We start from the raw sequence: 21803 nt of genomic DNA on the forward strand, positions 1-21803 counted from the left end.
TTTAACGGGAAAGTTCCACACGAGGGATTGCGGGATTGTTCAACAATTCTCTATGTTGTCCCGAACCGCAGCAAGCGCGGGAACCGCCCGACCGCGATCGGAGTGCCATGACCGAGACGAGCACGCCCCGGCAGAACGGCTCGAAGGGCAGACGCAGCACCCTGCTCGGTGCCGTGTTCCTCATGGCCACCAGTGCCATCGGCCCCGGCTTCATCACCCAGACGACCCAGTTCACCGTCCAGCTCGGCGCCGCCTTCGCCTTCGCGATCCTGGTGTCGATCCTGGTCGACATCGCCGTGCAGCTGAACGTCTGGCGCGTCATCGGCGTCTCCGGCATGCGCGCCCAGGACCTCGGCAACAAGGTGCTGCCCGGGCTCGGCTACGCGATGGCCGCGCTGGTGGTCTTCGGCGGGCTCGTGTTCAACGTCGGCAACATCGCAGGCACCTCCCTCGGCCTGGACGCCCTGTTCGGCCTCGACGCCAAGATCGGCGGCGCGCTGTCCGCGGTGATCGCCATCGGCATCTTCCTGAGCAGGCGCGCCGGCGTGGCCATGGACCGCATCGTCGTCGTGCTCGGCATCGCGATGATCGTGCTGACCGCGTTCGTCGCCTTCTCCTCCTCGCCGCCCGTCGGGCAGGCGCTGGTGCAGGCCGTGTGGCCGGAGCAGGTCGACTTCCTGGCCATCACCACCCTCATCGGCGGCACCGTCGGCGGCTACATCACCTACGCGGGCGCGCACCGGCTCGTCGACGCCGGAGTCACCGGACCCGACCAGATCGTCGACGTCAGCCGCAGCTCCGTGGTGTCGCTCCTGGTCACCGGCGTGATGCGGCTCGTGCTGTTCCTCGCGGTGCTCGGCGTGGTCACCGGCGGCGCGGCGCTCGGCTCCGGCAACCCCACCGCGGAAGCCTTCCAGCACGCGGCCGGCGAGGTCGGACTGCGGCTGTTCGGCATGATCCTCTGGGCCGCCAGCATCACCTCGGTCGTCGGCGCCGCCTACACCTCGGTGTCGTTCCTGGTGACCTTCTCCCGGTCGCTGGAGAAGGCCCGCAACTGGCTCGTCGTGGCGTTCGTGGCCGTCTCGGCGCTGGTGTTCGTGCTGCTGAAGCAGGCGCCGACCACACTGCTGGTGCTGGCGGGCGCGCTCAACGGGCTGATCCTGCCGGTGGGCTTCGGCGTGCTCATGTTCGTCGCGGCCCGGCGCGGCGACCTGCTCGGCGGCTACCGCTACCCGCGCTGGCTGCTGGCGCTCGGGGCCGTGGCGTGGCTGGTGACGGTGTACCTGGGCGTCAACTCGGTGAGCGGCATCGCCGCCCTCTGGGAATGACCGATCGCGGTGGGGAAGTGAGGACGACGGTGGATCTCAACGCGGATCTGGCCGAAGGGTTCGGCCGCTGGGAACTCGGCGACGACGAAGCGCTGCTGGGCGTGGTGACCAGCGCCAACGTCGCCTGCGGCTTCCACGCCGGCGACGCCACGGTGATCCGATCGGCGGTCGAGCGCGCCGCCGAGCGGGGCGTGGCCGTCGGCGCGCAGGTCGCCTACCGGGACCTGGCCGGGTTCGGCCGCCGGTTCATCGACGTGCCCCGGCGCGAGCTGACCGACGACGTGCTCTACCAGATCGGCGCGCTGGAGGGCTTCGCCCGCGTCGCCGGGACCGAGGTCCGCTACGTCAAACCGCACGGCGCGCTCTACAACGCCATCGTGCACCACGCCGAGCAGGCCGCCGCCGTCGTCGACGCCGTCCGCGCCTACGACCCGGGACTGGCGGTGCTCGGACTGCCCGGATCCCAGTGGCTCGAGCAGGCCGAGCGGGCCGGGCTGCCGACCCACCGCGAAGCCTTCGCCGACCGCGCCTACACGCCCGAGGCGACGCTGGTGTCGCGGCGCGAACCCGGCGCCGTGCTGCACGACCCCGACGAGATCGCCCAGCGCTGCCTGGCGCTGGCAGCGGGCGAACCGATCCGCGCCGTCGACGGCAGCGAGATCCGGGTGCTCGCCGACTCGATCTGCGTGCACGGCGACAGCCCCGGCGCGGTCGACATCGCCCGCACCGTGCGCGACCGGCTCGCCGACGCCGGGGTCGAGCTGCGGCCCTTCGCGGCGGGAGGCCGATGATGCGGTTCCTGCCCTGCGCCGACTCCGGGCTGCTCGTCGAACTCGACGACCTGCGGCAGGTGCACGCCCTCTACGCGGCCCTGTCCGACGCCCCGCCCGAAGGCGTCACCGACCTCGTCCCCGCGGCGAGAACGCTGCTGCTGCACCTGGATCCGCGCCGCGCCGACCCGCGCGCCGTCGAGGACGCGGTGCGCGCCGCCGAACCCCGCGACGGGCTGCGCGACGAGGGCGAGGAGCTGGAAGTGCCGGTGACCTACGACGGCGCCGACCTCACCGAGGTCGCGCGGCTGACCGGGCTCACCGAGCGCGAGGTCGTCGACCGGCACACCAGAGCCGACTGGAAGGTCGCCTTCGGCGGTTTCGCACCGGGTTTCGGCTACCTCACCGGCGGGCCCGAGGACCTGGTGGTGCCGCGCCGCACCGAGTCGCGCACCGCGGTGCCCGCCGGAGCCGTCGGCCTGGCGGGGGCGTTCAGCGGCATCTACCCGCGCGAATCACCCGGCGGGTGGCAGCTCATCGGCCGCACCGACCTGCAGATCTTCAACATCGACCGCGACCCGCCCGCCCTGCTGCGACCGGGCGTGCGAGTGCGGTTCAGGGAGATCGGATGAGCGTGGAAGTGCTGGCCACCGGCCCGCTGGCCACCGTGCAAGACCTCGGCAGGCCGGGCCTGGCCGGGATCGGCGTGGGCACCTCCGGTGCCGCCGACACCCGTTCGCTGCGGCTGGCCAACCGGCTGGTCGGCAACGACGAGGACACCGCCGGCATCGAGATCACCTTCGGCGGACTCGCCCTGCGCGCCGACCGGGACCTGACGGTGGCGCTCACCGGGGCGCCCTGTCCGATCACAGTGGACGGTCGCGGCGCGGCGCCCAACTCGGTGCTGCGCGTGCCGAGCGGAACCGAGCTGCGGCTGGGCGTTCCCGCCGTCGGACTGCGCAGCTACCTCGCCGTCCGCGGCGGCATCGACGTCGAGCCGGTGCTGGGATCGCGGTCCACCGACGTGCTCTCCGGCCTCGGGCCCGCTCCGCTGACGCCCGGGACCGCACTGCCCGTCGGGACACCGCCCGAGCGGTTCCCGGTCGTGGACCTCGCGCCCGTCGCCGACCCGCCCGAGCACGTCGTGCTGCGGGTGCGGCCCGGCCCGCGCGACGACTGGTTCACCGCCGAGGCGCTGTCGACGCTGGTCAGCGCGCCCTACGAGGTGACCTCCGAGAGCAACCGGGTCGGCATGCGGCTCGACGGGCCGGTGCTGGAGCGCAGCATCACCGACGAGCTGCCCAGCGAAGGCATGGTCACCGGAGCCCTGCAGGTGCCGCCGCTGGGCACGCCCACCCTGTTCCTGGCCGACCACCCCGTCACCGGCGGCTACCCGGTGATCGGCGTGGTGGTGGCCGAGGACGTGGCCAAGGCCGCGCAGGCGCGCCCCGGTCAGCACGTCCACTTCCGATACCTCTGAGCACGACAGGAGTGCGCGATGGCGAAGGACTTCTCACCCGAGCAGGCCAGGGCGGCGTTCCGGGACGGGCTGCGGGTGCCCACCTCCGGGTTCAGCGTCGGGTGGACGCAGGCGAACCTGATCTCGCTGCCGCGCGAGCACGCCTACGACTTCCTGCTGTTCGCCCAGCGCAACCCCCGGTCGTGCCCGGTGCTGGACGTGACCGAGCCGGGGGAGACCAGCGCGTCGCTGTTCGCCGGTGACCTGCGCACCGACCTGCCCGCCTACACCGTCTACCGCGACGGGCGGCTCGTCGAGGAACGCACCGAGGTCACCGACCTGTGGCGGGACGACCTGGTGAGCTTCCTGATCGGCTGCAGCTTCACCTTCGAGGCCGCGCTGCTGGAGGCCGGGGTGCCGGTCCGCCACATCGAGACCGGCGGCAACGTGCCGATGTACCGGACGTCGCGGCAATGCCGCCCGGCCGGGGCGCTGTCGGGTCCCCTGGTGGTCTCGATGCGCCCGATCCCGGCCGAACTGGTCGCCACCGCCGTGCGCGTCACCTCCCGCTACCCGGCCGTGCACGGCGCCCCGGTGCACATCGGCTCGCCGGAGCAGCTGGGCATCACCGACCTCGACGCCCCCGACTTCGGCGAGGCGGTGGAGATCCGGCCCGGCGAGATCCCGGTGTTCTGGGCCTGCGGCGTCACCCCGCAGGCGGCGGTCATGCAGTCCGCGCCCTCGTTCGCCATCGGCCACGCGCCCGGGCACATGGCCATCACCGACGCCCGCGACAGCGACTACCAGGTGCCCTGACGAGATCCGGGCACCCCCGATGAGGTCTGGGCCTCATGCGATCCTGGTCATGATTGCGGCGCGCGCGCCGGACCCGCTGCTTACGGTGGGAACGTGACTTTTCGTGTTCCGCTTCAGGTCCGCAGCTACGAGCTCGACGCGCTCGGCCACGTCAACCACGCCGTGTACCACCAGTACGGCGAGGTGGCGCGGGTCGCCGGGTTCCAGGCGGCCGGGTGCGACTGGGACGGGCTGGTCGCGAAGAAGCTGTCGCCGGTGCTGCTGAGCACCACCGTGAACTTCCGGCGCGAACTGCGCGCCAACGAGCACGTCGAGGCCTCCTGCGAAGCCAAGTTCGGCTCGGGGAAGTCCTTCCACCTCGACACGGTGATCACCAAGGCCGACGGCACCATCTCCGCCGACATCACCTGCGTCCTCGGCATCATGGACCTGGAAGCCCGCAAGCTCGTCGCCGACCCGCTCGGCACCCTGCAGGCCGTCGGCTTCGACGCCGACATCCTCGCCCCCGGAGCCTGATCCCCCGGGCCGGGACGCGGGTCAGCGCTTCGCGTCGCTGTTCCGGCCCGGCAGCTCGAAGTCCCGGATGCGGTGGGCGGCGACCGCGGCCTCGCGGTCCAGCCGCCGCCAGTCGTCGTAGGGCTCGGCCTGCTCGCGCAGCGGCGCCAGGTTCTTCAGGATGATGCGCGTTCGCGTGTCGGTGCTCATCGCTCCGCTCTCGTCGGCGGGGTGTCTCCCCGTTGACGAGATCGCGCGGCGACGGCCGGGAATTAGCCGGACGTCGGCCAGGTCACGGACGTGATCACGGTCGCACCGAGGTGATCTCGACCGTCCCGCCGCGTCCCGGGATCATCGTGACGTTGCGGTGCACCGGGCGTTCCGCCGCCTGCGACACGGCTTTCAGGTCGGTGCGGCGCGCGATCTCGGCGGTGAGGATGCGCATCTCCTCCATCGCCAGCGTCGCGCCCAGGCACCGGCGGTCGCCGCCGCCGAACGGGATCCACGTGCTGGAGCCGGGTTTCACGCCGATGAAGCGCTCCGGGTCGAAGGTGAACGGATCGGCGTAGACGTCGTCGCGGTGGTGCAGCGACAACACCCCGACCAGCACCCGCGTGTTCGCCGGCACCACGGTGTCGCCGAAGCGCCAGTCGGCCTTGACCCGCCTGCCCAGGATCGGGATCACCGGCCGCACCCGCATCGACTCGTGGATGGTGGCCTCGACGTAGTTCTCGGCGTCCTCGCCTCTCGCCGCCTCGCGGAGCCTGCCGTAGGGACCCGGGTTGCGCACCAGGCGCTCGAAGGCCCAGCCGATGGAGTTGGCGGTGGTCTCGTGCCCGGCGAGCACCAGCGTGAGCAGCTCGTTGCGCAGCTCGCCGTCGCTGAGCGCCTCGCCCTCGTCGTCGCGGGCGTCGAGCAGCAGCGACAGGATGTCGTGCCGCTCTCCCGGCACGTGCGCGGCGCGCCGCTCGGCGATGACCGCCATGACCGCGCGGTCGAGGTGCGCCAACCCCCACTTCTGCAGCCCGAAGGGCTCGGTCTTGCGCATCGACAGCACCTCGCTGACCCGGGCCAGCGGGCTCACCGACAGGCCCAGCAGCTGCCGCAACCGGGTGCGCAGCAGCTGCTCGGCCTCGCCGGAGCGGTAGTCGATGCCGAACACGCCGGACATGATCACGTCGAGGGTGACCTTCTGGGCGGCGTCGGCCAGCCGGATCCGCGAACCCGGCCGCCACGAGGCGATCTCCCGGTCGGTGGCCTCCCGGATCTGCTCGCGGTAGCGCGCGATGGCCTTGCCGTGGAACGGCGGCATGAGCAGCTTGCGCTTGCGGCGGTGCGGCTCGCCGGTCACCGTCAGCACCGAATCGCCGACGATCGGCCGCAGCATCGACTGCCCCGCCGTCGACGGCGCCAGCGCCGGTCCCGCGGTGAACAGCGACTTCACGTGATCCGGGTGCGCGGTGATGGCCAGCGGCCGCTTCTCCAACAGCGTGGTGACGCCGAAGATGTCGCCGTGCTCGCGGGCGGCCTCGAACAGCAGCGAACCCTGGTCGTGGGCGAACCGCAGGGTCTGGCGCAGGCGCCCCGAGCCGTGCAGCGGGGGCGGCGTGCCCGGCTCGTCGGTCGGGCCCGCGGGCGAGGGCACCCACTCGCGGGAACCGGAGGGCGTCGCGTTCTCCCACCAGCGTCCCCGGTGCGGCGCTGACGGGGCGATCGAGGTCGTCATGCCATCACGCTATCCGGCGGGTGACCGGGCGCACATCGTCCTGCGGGTCCGGTTCCGCCTCCTACCTGAGGAGGAGATCCACCGGGCTCGCGCGGCGTTCTAGGCTGACCGGGATGAGGCGTGTGATCCGCTACGTGCACGGCCGGGCCGCGGCGCTGCCGTTCGGCTACCCGCCGGCCGTCGTGCTGCCCGGGCATGCGTGCCTGGTGGTGGTCGCGGCGGTCGCGGTGGCGCAGCGACTGGCCGCCGGGGTCGCCGACTGGACGCTGGTCGGCGGTCTGCTGGCGATCGTCCCGGTGGTGTACCTGCTGGCCGGCCGCCCCGTCCCGGACGGCGGGCGGCCCCTCGGCGTGGCCGTCTGCGCGCTGCTGGGCACCTCGATCCTGCTGGTCCACCCGGTGGCCAACGACCTCGCGCCGCTGATCCTGGTGGTGATGCTCGCCGAGTGCGCCGCCGTCACCTCGGCGCGGGTGAGCCTGACGACCGCGGCCGTGGCGGCGCTGGTCCCCACGACCGCCGCCGCGCTCGGCCACCTCGGCTACGGGCTGGCGTTCTCGCTGGTGACCGTCGCGCTCGGCTGGGCGACCGGCTACATCATCCGGACCCAGCTGCGGCTGTTCGAGCAGGAGCGCCGGACGCAGGCCGAGCGGACCGCGCAGGCCGCCGACGACGAGCGCCGCCGCATCGCCCGCGAGGTGCACGACGTCGTCGCCCACTCGCTGAGCATCACGCTGCTGCACCTCACCGGCGCCCGCCGCGCGTTGCAGGAGGACCGCGACGTCGACGAGGCCGTCGACGCGCTCACCGACGCCGAACGCCTCGGCCGCCAGGCCATCGCCGACATCCGCCGCACGGTGGGGCTGCTGGACTCCGAACCGTCGAAAGTCCGCCCGGAGCCGGGGATCGGCGACATCGACGAGCTCGTCACCGACGTCGTGCGGGCCGGGGTCCCGGTGGTCTGCGACATCGACGGCGATCCCGGATCCGTCTCGGCCGCAACGGGTCTCGCGCTCTACCGGATCACCCGCGAAGCGCTGGCCAACGTCGTCAAGCACGCGCCCGGCAGCAGCACCGAGGTGCGGCTGGTCCTCGGCGGCGGTGCCGCGCTGACCGTGGCCAACGACCTGTCGGGCGCGCTGCCCGAGGCCGTGACGGGCAACGGCATCGCCGGGATGCGCCAGCGCGCCGAACTGCTCGGCGGGCGGCTCGACGCCGGCCCCGACGGCGGCCGGTGGGTGGTGCGCGCCGAGTTCGCGCCCGACGACGTGCCCGCGGAGGAGGCCCGATGATCAAGGTGCTGCTCGTCGACGACCAAGAGCTGGTGCGCTCGGGGCTGCGGCGCATCCTGCGCCGCAAGGACGGGTTCGGCATCGTCGGCGAGTGCGCGGACGGCTCCGAGGTGGCCCCCGCCGTGGCCGCCGAGCGGCCCGACGTCGTGGTCATGGACCTGCGGATGAAGCACGTCGACGGGATCGAGGCCACCCGCCGGCTGCAGGCCGGCGAGGACCCGCCGCCGGTGCTGGTGCTGACCACCTTCGACGACGACCAGCTGCTCTCCGGCGCGCTGCGCGCCGGGGCCAGCGGTTTCCTGCTCAAGGACTCGCCCGCCGAGGAGGTCATCCGCGCCGTGCGCGCGCTGGCCGCGGGCGAGGCCTGCCTGGACCCGGCCGTGACCGGGCGCGTGCTCACCGCCTACCGCAGCAGCGCGCCCGAACCCGAGGCCACCTCCGCCGAGGAGCTCACCTCCCGCGAGCGCGACGTGCTGGTGCTGCTCGGCCGCGGTCTGTCCAACGCCGAGATCGCCGCCGACCTCGGCATCTCCGAGGTGACCGTGAAGAGCCACGTCGGCCACATCTTCGTCAAGCTCGGCGTGCGCGACCGGGCCGCGGCCATCGTCTACGCCTTCGACCACCGCATCGTCACGCCCAGATAGTCCACTGTCGCGCCGGAACGTGCCGCGCTTCGGCGCGGGTGCCCGACGAGCCGATCAGCCTCAGCGGAACCAGGAACCGGCCCGGGCGCGGAACTCCCCGGGCGGGAGCGAGCCCGCGCCCTCGGGCAGCGCGGCGAGCACCGGCACGCCGGTGACGCGGGGGAGCTCGGTGGTGTTGCACCGCTCCGCCAGGTCCGGCTTCGCGGGCACCGAGCCCAGCACGAGCCCCGCCGGGTCCAGGCCGCGTCCGCGCAGCGCCTCGACGGTCAGCTCGGTGTGGTTGAGCGTGCCCAGGCCGACCCGGGTGACGACCTGCACCCGCACCTCGTGATCGCGGGCCAGTTCGGCGGCCAGATCGGGCAGCGTGCCCCCGGCGGTGTCGAGGCGGACCAGGGCGCCGCCGGCCCCCTCCACGATCACGACCTCGTAGCGGCGGGCGAGCTCGGCCAGGCGCGTCGCGTGCTCGCCGATCGCGGGGACCGCGGTCCCGCGCAGCCGGGCGGCGGTGTCCGGGGCGAGCGGGTCCGGGAGGTGCGCGAGCTGGGCGACCCGGCATCCGGCCAGGCGGCGGACCACCTCGGCGTCGGGCTCGTCGGTGCCGGTCTGGGTCGGCTTGACCACCACCACGTCAGGTCCGAGGTGGACGGCGAGCGCGGCGGTGGCCACGGTCTTGCCGACGCCGGTGTCGGTCCCGGTGACGAAGACGATCACGACCCACCTCCGTGCCGCTCGACGACTCCCGTCAGCACCTCGACCGCGTGCTCCCAGGCGTGCTCGGCGATCCCGGCTTGCGCGGTGATCCGCAGCCGCGACACCCCGTCGGGCACCGACGGCGGCCGGAAGCACCCCACCCGCACACCGGCCTCCCGCGCGGCGGCCTGCGCGGCCAGCGCCCGCTGCGGCGAGGGCATCGGCACCGACAGCACCGCGCCCGTGGACGAGGCGACGCCCAGTCGCTCGGCGAGCCGCGCGGCCCGGAGGTGGATCCGCTCCGGCAGCTCCGGGCGGTCCCGCAGCACGCGCAGCGCCGCCAGTGCCCCGGCGGTGGGCGCCGGGGCCAGCGCGGTGTCGAAGATGAACGGCCGCGCCCGGTTGACCAGGTGCTCGACGAGTTCCGGCGACCCGAGCACCGCGCCGCCCATCGCGCCCAGCGACTTCGACAGCGTCGCCGTCATCACCACGTGCGGTGCCCGCTCCAGACCGGCCACCAGGCCGCGGCCCCCGTCACCGACGACACCGAGCCCGTGCGCCTCGTCCACCAGCAGCAGGGCGCCGCGCTCTGCGCAGATCCCGGCCAGCTCCGCCAGCGGTGCCGCGTCGCCGAGCACCGAGTACACCGACTCGGCCAGCACCATCGCGCGTCGCCCGCCTGCCGAGTCCAGCGCCGCCCGCACCGCGTCGACGTCGTTGTGCGGCACCGCCTCCACCGTCGCGCGCGACAAGCGGGCCGCGTCGACCAGCGAGGCGTGCACGTGCGCGTCCGAGACGATCAGCGCCTCGCGATCGGCCAGTGCCGTCACCGCCGAGAGGTTCGCGTGATAGCCCGTGGAGCACACCAGCGCCGCAGGACGGCCGGTGAAGCCGGCGAGTTCGGCCTCCAGTTCGCCGTGCAGCGTCGTGGTTCCCGTGACCAGCCGCGACGCGCCCGAGCCCGCTCCCCACGACCGGGCCGCACCGGCCGCGGCGGCGCGCACCTCGGGGTGCGCGCTCAAGCCCAGGTAGTCGTTGCTCGCCAGGTCGAGGACGTCCTCGCCGAGCGCGCGCGGGCGCAGGGCGCGCTGAAGACCCGCGCGCTCGCGCTCCGCCCGCTGCTCGGCCAGCCACCGCGGCCAGCTCATCCCGCCTCCGCCGCGGCCGCGATGCCCGCGCACAGCGTCGCGACGTCGGCGTCGCTGCACACGTACGGCGGCATCGTGTAGATCAGGTCCCGGAACGGCCGCAGCCACGCGCCCTCGGCCAGCGCCGCCTCGGTCGCCTTCGCCACGTCCACCGGGTGGTCGAGGCGGACCACGCCGACCGCGCCCAGCACCCGCACCTCGGCGGCGTCGACGTCGTGCAGGGCCTGCAGCCCGGTGTTGATCCGGCGCACGTCCCGTTCCCACTCGCCGGTGGCGAGCAGGTCCAGGCTCGCCGAGGCGACCGCGCAGGCCAGCGGGTTGCCCATGAACGTGGGGCCGTGCATGAGCACGCCCGAGTCGCTGCCGGAGATCCCGCGCGCCACCTCGCCGGTGCACAGCGTCGCCGCCAGCGTCAGGTACCCGCCGGTGAGCGCCTTGCCCAGGCACAGCACGTCGGGGCTCACCCCGCCCGCCTCGGCGGCGAAGAAGGTGCCGGTGCGGCCGAACCCGGTGGCGATCTCGTCGAAGATCAGCACCAGCCCGTGCTCGTCGGCGACCTCCCGGAACACCCGCAGGCACTCGGCGGGGTAGGGGCGCATCCCGCCCGCGCCCTGCAGCAGCGGTTCCACGACGAGCCCGGCCAGCCGGTCGGCGTGCTCGGCGGCCAGCGCCCGGAAGCCCTCGGCCCACGCCGTCACGTCCTCGCCGAGCGCAGGCGGCCGCTCGCCGAACACCTGCCCGGGCAGCAGCGACGACCACATCGAGTGCATGCCGCCGTCGGGGTCGCACACGCTCATGCAGTCGAAGGTGTCGCCGTGGTACCCGCCGCGCACCGTGAGGAACCGGGTGCGCCGCGGGCGCTTCCGGCCGCGCTGGTGCTGCAGCGCCATCTTCATCGCGACCTCGACGCTCACCGAACCCGAGTCGGCCAGGAACACCCGGTCGAGCCCGTCCGGGGTGATCTCCACCAGGCGCCGGGCCAGCTCGACGGCCGGTGCGTGGGTGAGCCCGCCGAACATCACGTGCGAGAACCGCTCGGCCTGCTCCCGCAGCGCCCGGTCGAGCGCGGGGTGCCGGTAGCCGTGGATCGCCGACCACCACGAGGCCATCCCGTCGACGACCTCACCGGTGCCGTCGATCTCGATCCTGCTGCCGGAGGCTCCGGTGACCAGCCGGGTCGGGGCCGGGTCGAGCATCGAGGTGTAGGGGTGCCACAGGTGCTCGCGGTCGAAGGCCAGCAGCGCGGCGGCGTCGCTCAACGCGGGGGTGGTCATCAGGCGTTGGGCAGGACGTCGGTGCCCGCGCCGCGACGGCGGATCGCCGGATCGGCCGGCCGCTGCGCGATCTCCTCTTCCGAGCCCAGCACGACGAACCCGCTGTCCCGGATCATCGCCAGGTCGGCCTCGGCCTCCTGGCCCTCGGAGGTGAGGTAGTCGCCGAGGAACAGCGAGTTGGCGACCTGCAGGGCCACCGGCTGCAGCGAGCGCAGGTGCATCTCGCGGCCCCCGGCGATGCGGATCTCCCGGTCCGGGCAGACGAACCGCGCCATCGCCAGGATCTTCACGCAGCGGGCGGGCGAGAGCTCCCAGGTGTTCTCGAACGGGGTGCCGTCGAAGGGCATCAGGAAGTTCACCGGGATCGAGTCCGACTCCAGCTCCCGCAGCGCGAACAGGGCCTCCACCAGCTGCTCGTCGGTCTCGCCCAGGCCCGCGATGAGCCCGGAGCAGGGCGACAGCCCCGCGGTCCTGGCCTTGTCGACGGTGTCCACGCGGTCGGCGTAGGTGTGGGTCTGGACGATCGAGTCGTGGTGGCTCTCGGCCGTGTTGATGTTGTGGTTGTAGGCGTCCACCCCGGCGTCCTTGAGCCGCTCGGCCTGGCCGTCGGAGAGCAGGCCCAGGCAGGCGCACACCTCGACGTCGGGGTGCTCGGACTTGAGCGCGCCGACCATCTCGGTGACCTTGTCGATGTCGCGGTGGGACGGTCCGCGCCCGGAGGAGACCAGGCAGACCCGGCTCGCGCCGCCCTGGAGCCCGGCGCCGGCCTGGCGCAGCGTCTCGTCCTTCGACAGCCAGGAGTACTTCAGGATCGGCGCGTTCGAGCCGAGCGCCTGCGAGCAGTAGTGGCAGTTCTCCGGGCACAGCCCGGACTTCAGGTTCACCAGGTAGTTGACCTTGACGGTGTTGCCGAAGTGCGCCCTGCGCAGCCTGCTCGCCGCCGCCACGACGGACATCAGCTCGGCGTCGTCGGCGCGCAGCACGGCGAGCGCGTCCTCGGCCGCGGCGGCGCGTCCGGCCAGGACCGCGTCGGCGAGCTGATCGAAGGTGGAGCTCATGGGTGTCTCCCGAAGTCGACCTGAACAGTGTTCACCTGAACGGCGTTCAGGCTAGACTGGGGGAGTCGATCGGTCAACGGGAGGTCTCGAGTGCGCTACCACCGCAGCGACGTCGTGGAACGAGCCGTCGCGGTGCTCGACGAGTACGGGCTGGAATCGCTGACCATGCGCCGGCTCGCCTCCGAGCTCGGCGTGCAGCCCAGCGCGCTCTACCACCACGTCCCCAACAAGCAGTCGCTGCTGGCGGCCGTGGCCGACGAGATCCTGCAGCGGGGGAGCAGGCCCCGCCGGGCCGAGCGCTGGGACCGGCGGGTGATCGAGATCTGCGGCGAGCTGCGCGATGCGATGCTCGCCTACCGGGACGGCGCCGAGGTCGTCGTCACCGCGCACACCTTCGGGCTCGGCGCCCGCGAGCCCGCCGCCGCGCTGCGCTCCGCGCTCGCCGACGGCGGCCTGCCGGAGGATCTGGTCGACGTCGGCACCCGCGCGATCCTGCACCTGGTCTTCGGGCACACCGTCGAGGAGCAGACCGCGATGCAGGCCGCCAGCGCAGGTGCGATTGACCGGAATCCCGGTGGTGCGGCGGATTTCGAGCAGGGACTGCACCTGCTGCTCGACGGTCTGCGCGCCCGGGTGTCGGCCGCGTGAAAGCCGGGCTGGTTACCGTGGCGGGATGGAGCTGTTCACCACGGCGTGGACGTCGCTGCGGTCGGTGGTCGCCGACCTCGCCGACGACGACCTGCTGCGGGCGTCCGGATGCCGCGGCTGGCTGGTGCGGGACCTGGTGTGCCACCTGATCACCGATGCGCAGGACGTCCTGATCACGCTGGCCACACCGGCGGAGTCCGAACCGACCCGCAACGCCGTCACCTACTGGGATCTCGCGCCCGCGCAGCCCAGCGGTGACGACCCGCTGGACGCGCTGACGATCCGGCTGGCCGCCGCGTACCACGATCCGCGGCTGCTGAAGTTCCACCTCGACGACGTCGGCTCGGCCGCGGGCCGGGCCGCGCGGCTCGCCGATCCGCAGGGCCGGGTCGAGACGAAGGGCGAGGTCCTCACCGTCGCCGACTTCCTCGACGCCTACGTGCTGGAGTGGACGCTGCACCACCTCGACCTGGTCGCGCACCTGCCGCACGTGCCCGGCCCGCCCGGCGAGACCCTGGCCGCTTCGCGGCACCTGCTCGACCGGATCGCCGGAACCCCGTTCCCCGCGGCGTTGTCGGACACCGACGCGCTGCTGGTGGGCACCGGCAGGCGCGCCCCCACCGAGTCCGAACTGGACGGACTGCCCGCCGGCGTGCCGCTCGTGCTCGGGTAGCGGCTCAGTCGCGCCGGGGTGTGCGGTGCAGCAGGTGGAACCGCGACCACTGGGCCTCGGCGGCCTCGATGGACCGGCGGGTGCGGTCCGGGTCCACCGTGGACAGCTGTGCGGCGATCGCCTGCGCCATCGCCAAACCCGGTGCCAGCGACGGGAAGAACGCCACGCCCTCGGCCGGGATCAGCACGACCTCCTCGGCGGCCGCGGCCAGGGCGGGGCTGGCCGCGTCGGTGAGCGCGAAGACCCGCGCGCCCCGCTCGTGCGCCTCCTCGGCCGCGGTCACCGTGCTCTGGTAGAGCCGCCAGAAGCTGATCGCGATCACCACGTCGTCCGGCCCGACCCGCGAGATCGCGTTGGCCAGCTCGGCCTCGTCGTGCACGACGCTCGCGTCGTAGCCGGCCAGCTGGACGTTGTGGCCGAGCGCGGAGCCGACCGCGAGGTAGCTGCCGTTGGCCACGATCACCGTGCGCCGGGCCCGCGCGATCGCCTCGGCGACGGTGCGCAGCAGCTGCTCGTCGAGGCGGCGGTTGAGCACCGCCAGCGACTCCAGGTCCCGGCGCAGCGACGCGGTGCCGAGCTCGCCCTCGGTGTGCTGCGCGGAGGCCACGTCCGGTGCGCTCAGCGAGGACAGGTAGCGGGCCCGCAGCTCCTGCTGGAGGTCGGACCAGCCGGTGAAGCCCAGCGCCTGCGCGGTCCGGCTGACCGTGGCGACGTTGACCCCGGCCAGCGCGGCGGCCTCGGCGGCGGAACCGTAGGAGACGCGTCTCGGCTGGGTGAGCAGCACCTGCAGCACGGACGCGCCCTTGCTGCGCAATCCGCGCTCGGGCACGCGTCCGCGCAGCCACGCCTCGAAGCCGTCGGGCCCGCCGTCGGTCATGGGGCTCCTCTCGTCGGGGGCACAGCTTAACGAGCTCTCAACGCAACAGGTATTGCAGTTCGCGATTTGTGCACTATATGTTGCTGTGCACTTTCGCTTGGTGCTGAGACGCATTGGGAGGCACCCCGTGTCCCTGCTGGCCCGACTCGACCGGCTCCCGCTGAGCCGGCCGCACTACCTGCTGCTGTTACTGGGCGGCCTCGGTTACACCTTCGACGGCATGGACTCGGCCGTGGTGGCCTTCCTGCTGCCGAGCGTTCAGGACGAATGGGGCTTGACCAACGCCCAGCTCGGCCTGATCGGCTCCGCCACCCCCTTCGGCTTCCTGTTCGGAGCCACCTGCGCCGGACTGCTCGGCGACCGCATCGGACGCAAGAAGGTCATGATGTGGGCCCTGGCGGTCTACGCCCTGTTCTCCGTGGTCGGAGCGCTCTCGCCGAACTACGAGATCTTCCTCGGCGCCCGCGTGCTCGCCGGGTTCGGCGCCGGCGCCGAGAGCGCGATCATCGCGCCCTTCCTGTCGGAGTTCGTCCCGGCCGCGCGGCGCGGCTGGTTCGTCGGCGCCCTGGCCGGGTTCTTCTCCTTCGGGTTCGTGGCCGCCGCGCTGCTCGGCCGCTTCGTCGTGCAGCCCGTTCCCGAGGGATGGCGCTGGGCGCAGGTGATCACCGCCGCGCCGATCGTGCTGCTGCTGTGGTGGCGCCGCTCGCTGCCCGAATCACCCCGCTACCTGCTGGCCAACGGCCGCACCGCCGAAGCCGAGGAGGTCGTGGTCGACCTGGAGGCGAAGGTTCGGGCGGCCACCCGCGCCGAGCTGCCGCCGGTTCCGGAGGCCGTCGTCGACAAGCCCGCCGAGACGCGCAAGGTCGGGCTGCTGTCCGCGCTGAAGTACCTGTGGAGCGGCTCCATGGCCCGGCGCACCGCGATCACCTGGCTCATCTGGTTCGTGATCACCTTCTCCTACTACGGGTTCTTCACCTGGATCCCGACCTTGCTGGTGCAGCAGGGCATCACGGTCACCAAGAGCTTCGAGTTCTCGATCATCATCTACCTGGCGCAGGTCCCCGGGTACTTCTCGGCGGCCTGGCTCGGCGAGTACCTGGACCGCAAGAACACCATCGCGCTCTACCTCGCCGGTGCCGCCGCCAGCGCGTTCTGGATGAGCCAGATGACCGACCCGGTGCTGATCACGACCTCGGCGGCGGTGCTGTCGTTCTTCCTCAACGGCACCTACGCGGCCGTGTACTCCTACACGCCGGAGGTGTTCCCGACCTGGATCCGGGCCTCCGGGTCCGGCCTGTCCAGCGCGTTCGGCCGGGTCGGCAGCATCATCGCGCCGTCGGTGATCGGGCTGTCGGCGGCCTCGCTGGGCTTCGCCGGCGTGTTCGGCCTGACCACGGCCGTGCTCGCGGTCGGCGTGGTGTGCACCCTGCTGTTCGGGCTGTCCACCGCGGGCCGGTCGCTGGAAGAGCTCACCGAAACCGGCGGAACGAAGGCGGAGGCCCGATGAGACTGTCCGAAGTGGAGGAACGCGTCCGGCGCGACGTCGGAGTGCGGCTGTTCACGGTGCTCGCGTGGTTGCCCGGTCGCCGCGTGCTGCACCGCGCGCACAGCAGTCACCCCGAGCAGTACCCGGTCGGCGGGGAGAAGAGCGTCGAGGTCGCCGCGGACTGGCTGGAGCGCTGCATCGTCGCGCGAGAGCCCTACTTCGGCCCGGACGAGGCCTCGGTGCGGGAGGTCTTCGCCGACCACCGGCTCATCGCCGAACTCGGCTGCGGGTCGGTGATCAACGTGCCCGTGGTGGGCGACTCCGGCGCGCTCGGCGTGCTCAACCTGCTCGACGCGCCGGGCGCCTACCGCCGATCCCAGGTGCCGCGCGTGCAAGAGCTGGCGGTGCTGGCCGCACCCGCGCTGGGCGAACTCGTGCAGCGCATCGACCGACCCGAGGAGGAACCGACCCCGTGACCACACTGCTGCTGCGCTCCGGCGCTCTGCTCGACGTCGAGACCGGCGAGTACGCCGAGGGCGACCTGCTGTGCGCCGACGGCCGCATCGTCGAGACCGGCCCCGGGCTCAAGGCCCCGGATGACGCGCGGATCGTCGACCTCGGCGGGGCGACCGTGCTGCCCGGCCTGATCGACGCGCACGTGCACGTCACCGCCGCCACCGCCGATCTCGGGGCGCTGACCACCTGGTCGCCCGCCTACGCCGCGGCGCACTCCGCGCGCATCATGAGCGGCATGCTCGACCGCGGGTTCACCACGGTGCGCGACGCGTCCGGCGCGGACTTCGGGCTCGCCGACGCGCAAGCCGAAGGGCTCATCCGCGGACCGCGGCTGGCGTTCTGCGGCAAGGCGCTGAGCCAGACCGGCGGGCACGGCGACAGCCGCCCGCGCGGCACGCGCGTGCACGACGGGCACCAGTGCTGCGCCGGGCTCGGCCGCATCGCCGACGGCGTCGACGCGGTGCGCGCCGCCGCCCGCGACGAGCTCCGCAAGGGCGCCCACCACATCAAGGTGATGGCCGGGGGAGGGGTGGCCTCGCCGACCGACCGGATCGACTCCACCCAGTACTCGATGGACGAGCTGCACGCGGTCGTGCAGGAGGCCGAGGCCGCCAACCGCTACGTCGCCGCGCACGCCTACACCGCGCGCTCGGTCAGCCGGTCGCTGCGCGCCGGCATCCGCTCCATCGAGCACGGCAACCTCATCGACGAGTCCAACGTGGCCGAGTTCCTCGAGCACGACGCGTTCCTGGTGCCCACGCTGGTGACCTACTGGGCGCTCAAGACCGAGGGGCGCGAGTTCGGGCTGCCCGAGGACAGCTGGCGCAAGGTCGACGAGGTGCTCGGCGCCGGGCTCGCCGCGCTGGAGACCGCGCACCGGGGCGGCGTGAAGATCGCCTACGGCACCGACCTGCTCGGCGGGATGCACCGCCACCAGAACGAGGAGTTCCGGATCCGCAGCGAGGTGCAGCGGCCGCTGGACGTGATCCGCTCGGCCACCAGCACCGCCGCCGAGCTGCTCGGCATGAGCGGCGAGATCGGCACCCTCCGGCACGGAGCGCGCGCCGACCTCGTGGTCTGCGACGGCGACCCGCTCGCCGACATCGCCGCGCTGGCCGAACCCGAGCGCATCCGCCACGTCGTGCAGGGCGGCGAGCTGGTCTGAGGTCGCGGCCGGGGCGCGTCGCGAGCGGCGCGCCCCGGCCGGCCCCGGTCAGCCGAAGTGCGGTAGCACCAGCAGGATCCACAGCGCCAGCGGCGCCGCCACCACGATGACCCCGCCGTAGACGAGCAGCTGCCGGAAGAAGGAGTCCTTGTCGACGTCCTTGGCGTTGGCCAGCACGATCGCGCCGTTGGTGGAGAAGGGGCTCACGTCGACCACGGTGGCCGCCACCGCGAAGGCCGTGATCATGCCGATCGGCCCGACGCTGCCGCTCTGCAGGAACGGCACCGCCAGCGGGATCAGCGCGCCCATGATGCCCACCGACGAGGCGAAGGCCGACACGATCGCGCCGATGTAGCACAGCAGCAGCGCCGCCAGCAGCGGAACGCCGATGCCGGCCACCGAGTGACCCACGTAGTCGATCGTGCCCATCTTCTCCAGCACGCCGACGTAGGTGAGCACACCGCAGATCAGCAGCACGGTCGGCCAGGCGACCTCGGCCGGAGCGGCCTTGCCCATCTTCGGCGAGACCACGCTGAGCACCACCGCGATGCTCATCGCCATCAGGCCGACGTCGAGGCCGAAACCGAGCGTGGTGATCACCAGGACGGCCAGCCCGGCCAGGGTCAGCACGCGGTCGCGGTTGAGCCGGAGGTCCTCGTCCCGGTCGTCGGCGGCGATGGCGCCGCCGGTGCCGCCCGAACCGGTCGCGATGAGCTGCCGGGCCTCGGTGGCGCGACGCAGCCGCAGCCCGCCGAAGACCACGAACACCACGCCCGCGATCACCGCGTTGGCGGCGAAGCTGCCCAGGAACAGCGCCACCGGGCTGCCCGGCAGGCCGCTGTTGGCCACGACCTCGTTGACGATGCCGCCGTAGATGCTGATCGGGGAGAACCCGCCGGCCTGCGTGCCGTGCACGACCATCGCGCCCATCAGCAGCGGGTTGATCTTGTAGCGGGCGGCGAGGTTCAGCGCGATCGGAGCCACGATCGCCACCGCCGCCGGGCTGACCGCGCCGATCGCGGTGAGCACCGCGCCGATGCCGAACATCACCCACGGGATCAGCGCGATGCGGCCGCCGACCATGCGGACGGCGCGTTGCACGACCCAGTCGGTCGTGCCGTTGGCCCGGGCTATCGCGAACAGGAACGTCACGCCCACCAGGACCACGAACAGGTCCCCGGGGAAGCCGTCGAAGATGTCGTCCTCGGACAGCCCGCCGAAGACCGTGGCGACCAGGAACGCGGCTGCGAAGCACAGCACGCCCATGTTCACCGACAACGTGGTGGCGATGGCGAACGCGGCGACCAGCACCAGGATCGAGATGACTTCGGGCGGCACCTTTGCCTCCTTGCCTGCGCGGGCCCGCGCACCACGAGGGGGTGTGGTGCGCGGCACAGTGGCTCACTGGCTCAGCCACTTTCCGTGAATCGCGCGGCGAAGTCAATACCGAACTGGCCGACTGGCTCAGCCAGTTCCGGTGCACCGGCCGCGGGGCCGGCTCGCCCGGAGGATCAGCGCCAGCCCAGCTCCGGGGCCACGTGGCGGAGGATGCTGTCGATGACGTGGGCGTTGTAGTCCACGCCCAGCTGGTTGGGGACGGTCAGCAGCAGGGTGTCGGCCGCCGCGATCGCCTCGTCCTCGGCCAGCTGCTCGACCAGCACATCGGGCTCGGCCGCGTAGGAGCGGCCGAAGACCGCCCGGGTCTGGGCGTCGATGTTGCCGATCTTGTCCTCGGTGTTGTCCTCATCGCCGAAGTACATGTCGTCGAGGTCGTTGACGATGGCGAAGATGCTGCGGCTGACCGACACGCGCGGCTCGCGCTCGTGCCCCGCGGCGCGCCACGCCTCCCGGTAGGCCTCGATCTGCTTGCGCTGCTGGACGTGCAGCGGCTCGCCGCTCTCGTCGTCCTTGAGGGTGGAGCTCTGCAGGTTCATGCCCAGCTCGGCCGCCCACCGCGCCGTGGCGTTGGAACCCGACCCCCACCAGATGCGGTCGCGCAGGCCCGGCGAGTGCGGTTCGACGCGCAGCAGGCCGGGCGGGTTCGGGAACATCGGCCGCGGATTGGGCTGGGCGAAACCGCCGCCCTTGAGGACCTCCAGCAGCACCTCGGTGTGGGTGCGCGCCATGTCCGCGTCGGTCTGGCCCTCCGGCGGCTGGTAGCCGAAGTACCGGAAGCCGTCGATGACCTGCTCCGGCGACCCCCGGCTGATGCCCAGCTGCAGCCGGCCGTCGGAGATGAGGTCGGCCGCCCCGGCGTCCTCGGCCATGTAGAGCGGGTTCTCGTAGCGCATGTCGATCACGCCGGTGCCGATCTCGATGCGGCTCGTCCGCGCCCCGACCGCCGCCAGCAGCGGGAACGGCGACCCGTACTGCCGCGCGAAGTGGTGCACGCGGAAGTAGGCGCCGTCGGCGCCGAGCTCTTCGGCGGCCACCGACAGGTCGATGGCCTGGTGCAGGGCGTCGGAGGCCGTCCTCGTCTGCGAGTGCGGCGAGTCCGACCAGTGCCCGAAGGACAGGAACCCGATCTTCTTCACACCGGGTTCAACGCTGCCCGGTGGCTTTTGTTTCCCGGGTGTGAGCCGAACCGCGCTGGGTGAAGGGGCGCATCAGCAGTTCGTGGGCGGGTTTTTCCACCACCCGGGTGAGCATCCAGCCCAGCAGGGTGCCGGTGACCAGCATCGCCAGCGTCTGCGTGATGGTGTCCACGCCCACGTCCTGCAGCTTGCGCAGCACGATGTAGCCGATCGCCTGGTGCATCAGGAACGTGCCGTAGGAGATGCCGGCGAACCAGGTCACGGCACGAGCCAGCAGCGGCGGCATCGGCAGGTCGGGGGAACGCGCGACCAGTGCGATCACGCACATGCCGATGGCGACCGCGACCGACGAACCGGTGTCGGCGAGCAGGCCCTCCGGGGTGCGCGTGTAGTTGTGCACCTCCTGGGCCGCCATGCACAGCGCCAGCAGCGTCGCGAAGTGCGGCGTGCTCAGGCGGTTGACCGACCACATCCAGATCGCCACACCGGCCACGAACAGGTGCCAGCGGTGCATGCCGATCCCGTCGACCACCACCCGGTAGCTCTCGACCGGGTCGTTGATGCGGATCGGCCACTGCAGCAGCGGCAGGATCACCGCCACCCACATGATGATCAGCATCCGCCTGCCGTGGCCCCAGCTGCTCTTGTAGAGCAGGGCCGCGGCGGTGAAGCCCATCAGCTGCAACGGCACCGTCCAGTGCGAACCGTCGATGAACGGGTAGTCCTGGGGCTTCCAGTGCCACAGCATCAGCAGGTTCGCCCGCAGGTCCTCGGGCAGCGGGAAGAACCAGCCCTCGATCGGGAACGCGCGCAGCACGAAGTAGCTGATCACCACCGCCGCCAGGAACGACGGCAGCAGCCTGGCGATCCGGCCCCACCAGTAGCGCAGCATCGTGCCGCGCCTGATGGTCACGCACGCGAAGTAGGCGGAGACGACCAGCAGCAGGCTGGCGCCGACCTGGTAGGGGAACTCGACGGCACGCGGTTCCAGCTCCGGGTGAAGGAAAACGCTCAGGCTGGTGGAGTGGTACAGCATCACCAGCACCACGCAGCCGGCTCGAACCAGATCCCAGCTGATCTTCCGGCGGCTCTTCGCCCCGCCGGATCCGGCTGTTGTCACGCTTGTCGCTCTTCCTCTGCCGCAGGTACCCGACTCAGCCTCACCCACACAGGCGGTTTTCGACATCGGGGTTGACACCCATTCCTC

The 21803-nt window shown here is 72.5% G+C and carries 23 protein-coding genes; 13 read left to right on the plus strand and 10 right to left on the minus strand.

Translation table 11 applies throughout. From position 1 onward, the window contains the following. Positions 1-107: 107 nt before the first annotated feature. The 6 genes from BM424_RS14505 to BM424_RS14530 all read left to right on the plus strand — a co-directional run bounded on the left by BM424_RS14505 (position 108) and on the right by BM424_RS14530 (position 4889). Entirely contained in the window at positions 108-1328 is a 1221-nt protein-coding gene (locus tag BM424_RS14505; protein WP_093417619.1) for an NRAMP family divalent metal transporter, read from the plus strand. Positions 1329-1357: 29 nt separating this feature from the next. Next, positions 1358-2119 (plus strand): LamB/YcsF family protein, encoded by a 762-nt coding sequence (locus tag BM424_RS14510; protein ID WP_245775857.1) that lies wholly within the window; start codon positions 1358-1360, stop codon positions 2117-2119. Next, positions 2119-2730 carry a 5-oxoprolinase subunit PxpB gene (gene pxpB, locus BM424_RS14515; protein ID WP_093417625.1) on the plus strand — a complete coding sequence of 204 codons (612 nt, stop codon included), beginning with the start codon at positions 2119-2121 and terminating at the stop codon, positions 2728-2730. The genes BM424_RS14510 and pxpB overlap by 1 nt, the downstream gene beginning before the upstream one ends. After that, a complete protein-coding gene (locus tag BM424_RS14520) occupies positions 2727-3578 on the plus strand; it encodes a 5-oxoprolinase subunit C family protein (RefSeq protein WP_093417628.1) in 852 nt (283 codons plus the stop codon). Before pxpB ends, BM424_RS14520 begins: the two co-directional genes overlap by 4 nt. Before the next feature lie 18 nt (positions 3579-3596). Then, a complete protein-coding gene (locus BM424_RS14525; RefSeq protein ID WP_093417631.1) occupies positions 3597-4373 on the plus strand; it encodes a putative hydro-lyase in 777 nt (258 codons plus the stop codon). 93 nt (positions 4374-4466) lie between these two features. Then, entirely contained in the window at positions 4467-4889 is a 423-nt protein-coding gene (locus BM424_RS14530; protein WP_093417633.1) for an acyl-CoA thioesterase, read from the plus strand. Between the two features lie 21 nt (positions 4890-4910). Here the strand turns inward: BM424_RS14530 and BM424_RS28835 are convergent, their stop codons facing one another. Beyond that, the gene (locus BM424_RS28835) at positions 4911-5078 is read right to left on the minus strand and encodes a hypothetical protein (RefSeq protein WP_175548097.1); all 168 of its coding nucleotides are present in this window, start codon (positions 5076-5078) and stop codon (positions 4911-4913) included. 94 nt (positions 5079-5172) lie between these two features. Continuing rightward, positions 5173-6594 (minus strand): cytochrome P450, encoded by a 1422-nt coding sequence (locus BM424_RS14535; RefSeq protein ID WP_093417636.1) that lies wholly within the window; start codon positions 6592-6594, stop codon positions 5173-5175. A 113-nt stretch (positions 6595-6707) separates the two neighbouring features. On the opposite strand from BM424_RS14535, the gene BM424_RS14540 reads away from it, so the two are divergent. Together BM424_RS14540 and BM424_RS14545 are read left to right on the plus strand one after the other, a co-directional pair. Then, entirely contained in the window at positions 6708-7883 is a 1176-nt protein-coding gene (locus tag BM424_RS14540) for a sensor histidine kinase (RefSeq protein WP_093417638.1), read from the plus strand. Then, positions 7880-8527, plus strand: a complete 648-nt coding sequence (locus tag BM424_RS14545; protein WP_093417641.1) for a response regulator — start codon at positions 7880-7882, stop codon at positions 8525-8527. The genes BM424_RS14540 and BM424_RS14545 overlap by 4 nt, the downstream gene beginning before the upstream one ends. A 60-nt stretch (positions 8528-8587) precedes the next feature. Here the strand turns inward: BM424_RS14545 and bioD are convergent, their stop codons facing one another. The 4 genes from bioD to bioB are packed head-to-tail and all read right to left on the minus strand — an operon-like array spanning position 8588 to position 12697. Beyond that, positions 8588-9238: a dethiobiotin synthase gene (gene bioD / locus BM424_RS14550; protein WP_093417643.1), complete on the minus strand. Its 651-nt coding sequence runs from the start codon at positions 9236-9238 to the stop codon at positions 8588-8590. Then, a complete protein-coding gene (locus BM424_RS14555) occupies positions 9235-10365 on the minus strand; it encodes an 8-amino-7-oxononanoate synthase (protein WP_093417646.1) in 1131 nt (376 codons plus the stop codon). The genes bioD and BM424_RS14555 overlap by 4 nt, the downstream gene beginning before the upstream one ends. Further along, on the minus strand, positions 10362-11639 hold the full coding sequence (locus BM424_RS14560; RefSeq protein ID WP_093417648.1) for an adenosylmethionine--8-amino-7-oxononanoate transaminase: 1278 nt from the start codon (positions 11637-11639) through the stop codon (positions 10362-10364). Before BM424_RS14560 ends, BM424_RS14555 begins: the two co-directional genes overlap by 4 nt. Beyond that, the gene (gene bioB / locus BM424_RS14565; RefSeq protein ID WP_093417651.1) at positions 11639-12697 is read right to left on the minus strand and encodes a biotin synthase BioB; all 1059 of its coding nucleotides are present in this window, start codon (positions 12695-12697) and stop codon (positions 11639-11641) included. The genes BM424_RS14560 and bioB overlap by 1 nt, the downstream gene beginning before the upstream one ends. 90 nt (positions 12698-12787) lie before the next feature. Here bioB and BM424_RS14570 point away from each other — a divergent pair, with 90 nt between their 5' ends. Further along, positions 12788-13345, plus strand: coding sequence for a TetR/AcrR family transcriptional regulator C-terminal domain-containing protein (locus BM424_RS14570; RefSeq protein ID WP_093417653.1), 558 nt, complete (start codon positions 12788-12790; stop codon positions 13343-13345). A 25-nt stretch (positions 13346-13370) separates the two neighbouring features. Then, positions 13371-14018 carry a maleylpyruvate isomerase N-terminal domain-containing protein gene (locus tag BM424_RS14575; protein ID WP_093417656.1) on the plus strand — a complete coding sequence of 216 codons (648 nt, stop codon included), beginning with the start codon at positions 13371-13373 and terminating at the stop codon, positions 14016-14018. Between the two features lie 4 nt (positions 14019-14022). Here BM424_RS14575 and BM424_RS14580 read toward each other — a convergent pair whose 3' ends face one another. Beyond that, positions 14023-14895, minus strand: coding sequence for a MurR/RpiR family transcriptional regulator (locus tag BM424_RS14580; RefSeq protein ID WP_093417658.1), 873 nt, complete (start codon positions 14893-14895; stop codon positions 14023-14025). A gap of 127 nt (positions 14896-15022) precedes the next feature. Here BM424_RS14580 and BM424_RS14585 point away from each other — a divergent pair, with 127 nt between their 5' ends. From BM424_RS14585 to BM424_RS14595, 3 genes are read left to right on the plus strand one after another with little or no spacing between them, the layout of a single operon-like run. After that, the gene (locus BM424_RS14585; RefSeq protein WP_093417661.1) at positions 15023-16402 is read left to right on the plus strand and encodes an MFS transporter; all 1380 of its coding nucleotides are present in this window, start codon (positions 15023-15025) and stop codon (positions 16400-16402) included. Next, a complete protein-coding gene (locus BM424_RS14590) occupies positions 16399-16857 on the plus strand; it encodes a GAF domain-containing protein (protein WP_093417663.1) in 459 nt (152 codons plus the stop codon). The genes BM424_RS14585 and BM424_RS14590 overlap by 4 nt, the downstream gene beginning before the upstream one ends. Next, positions 16854-18062: a metal-dependent hydrolase family protein gene (locus BM424_RS14595; protein WP_093417665.1), complete on the plus strand. Its 1209-nt coding sequence runs from the start codon at positions 16854-16856 to the stop codon at positions 18060-18062. The genes BM424_RS14590 and BM424_RS14595 overlap by 4 nt, the downstream gene beginning before the upstream one ends. 48 nt (positions 18063-18110) lie before the next feature. On the opposite strand, the gene BM424_RS14600 is transcribed toward BM424_RS14595, so the two are convergent. From BM424_RS14600 to BM424_RS14610, 3 genes are all read right to left on the minus strand, one after another. Continuing rightward, positions 18111-19400, minus strand: a complete 1290-nt coding sequence (locus BM424_RS14600) for an SLC13 family permease (RefSeq protein ID WP_093417668.1) — start codon at positions 19398-19400, stop codon at positions 18111-18113. 173 nt (positions 19401-19573) lie between these two features. Beyond that, positions 19574-20596: an LLM class flavin-dependent oxidoreductase gene (locus tag BM424_RS14605; RefSeq protein ID WP_093417670.1), complete on the minus strand. Its 1023-nt coding sequence runs from the start codon at positions 20594-20596 to the stop codon at positions 19574-19576. 7 nt (positions 20597-20603) lie between these two features. Beyond that, a complete protein-coding gene (locus BM424_RS14610; RefSeq protein WP_245775858.1) occupies positions 20604-21716 on the minus strand; it encodes an acyltransferase family protein in 1113 nt (370 codons plus the stop codon). Positions 21717-21803: the final 87 nt, after the last annotated feature.

The sequence above is a fragment of the Saccharopolyspora flava genome (assembly GCF_900116135.1).
GTDB classification, from domain to species: domain Bacteria; phylum Actinomycetota; class Actinomycetes; order Mycobacteriales; family Pseudonocardiaceae; genus Saccharopolyspora; species Saccharopolyspora flava.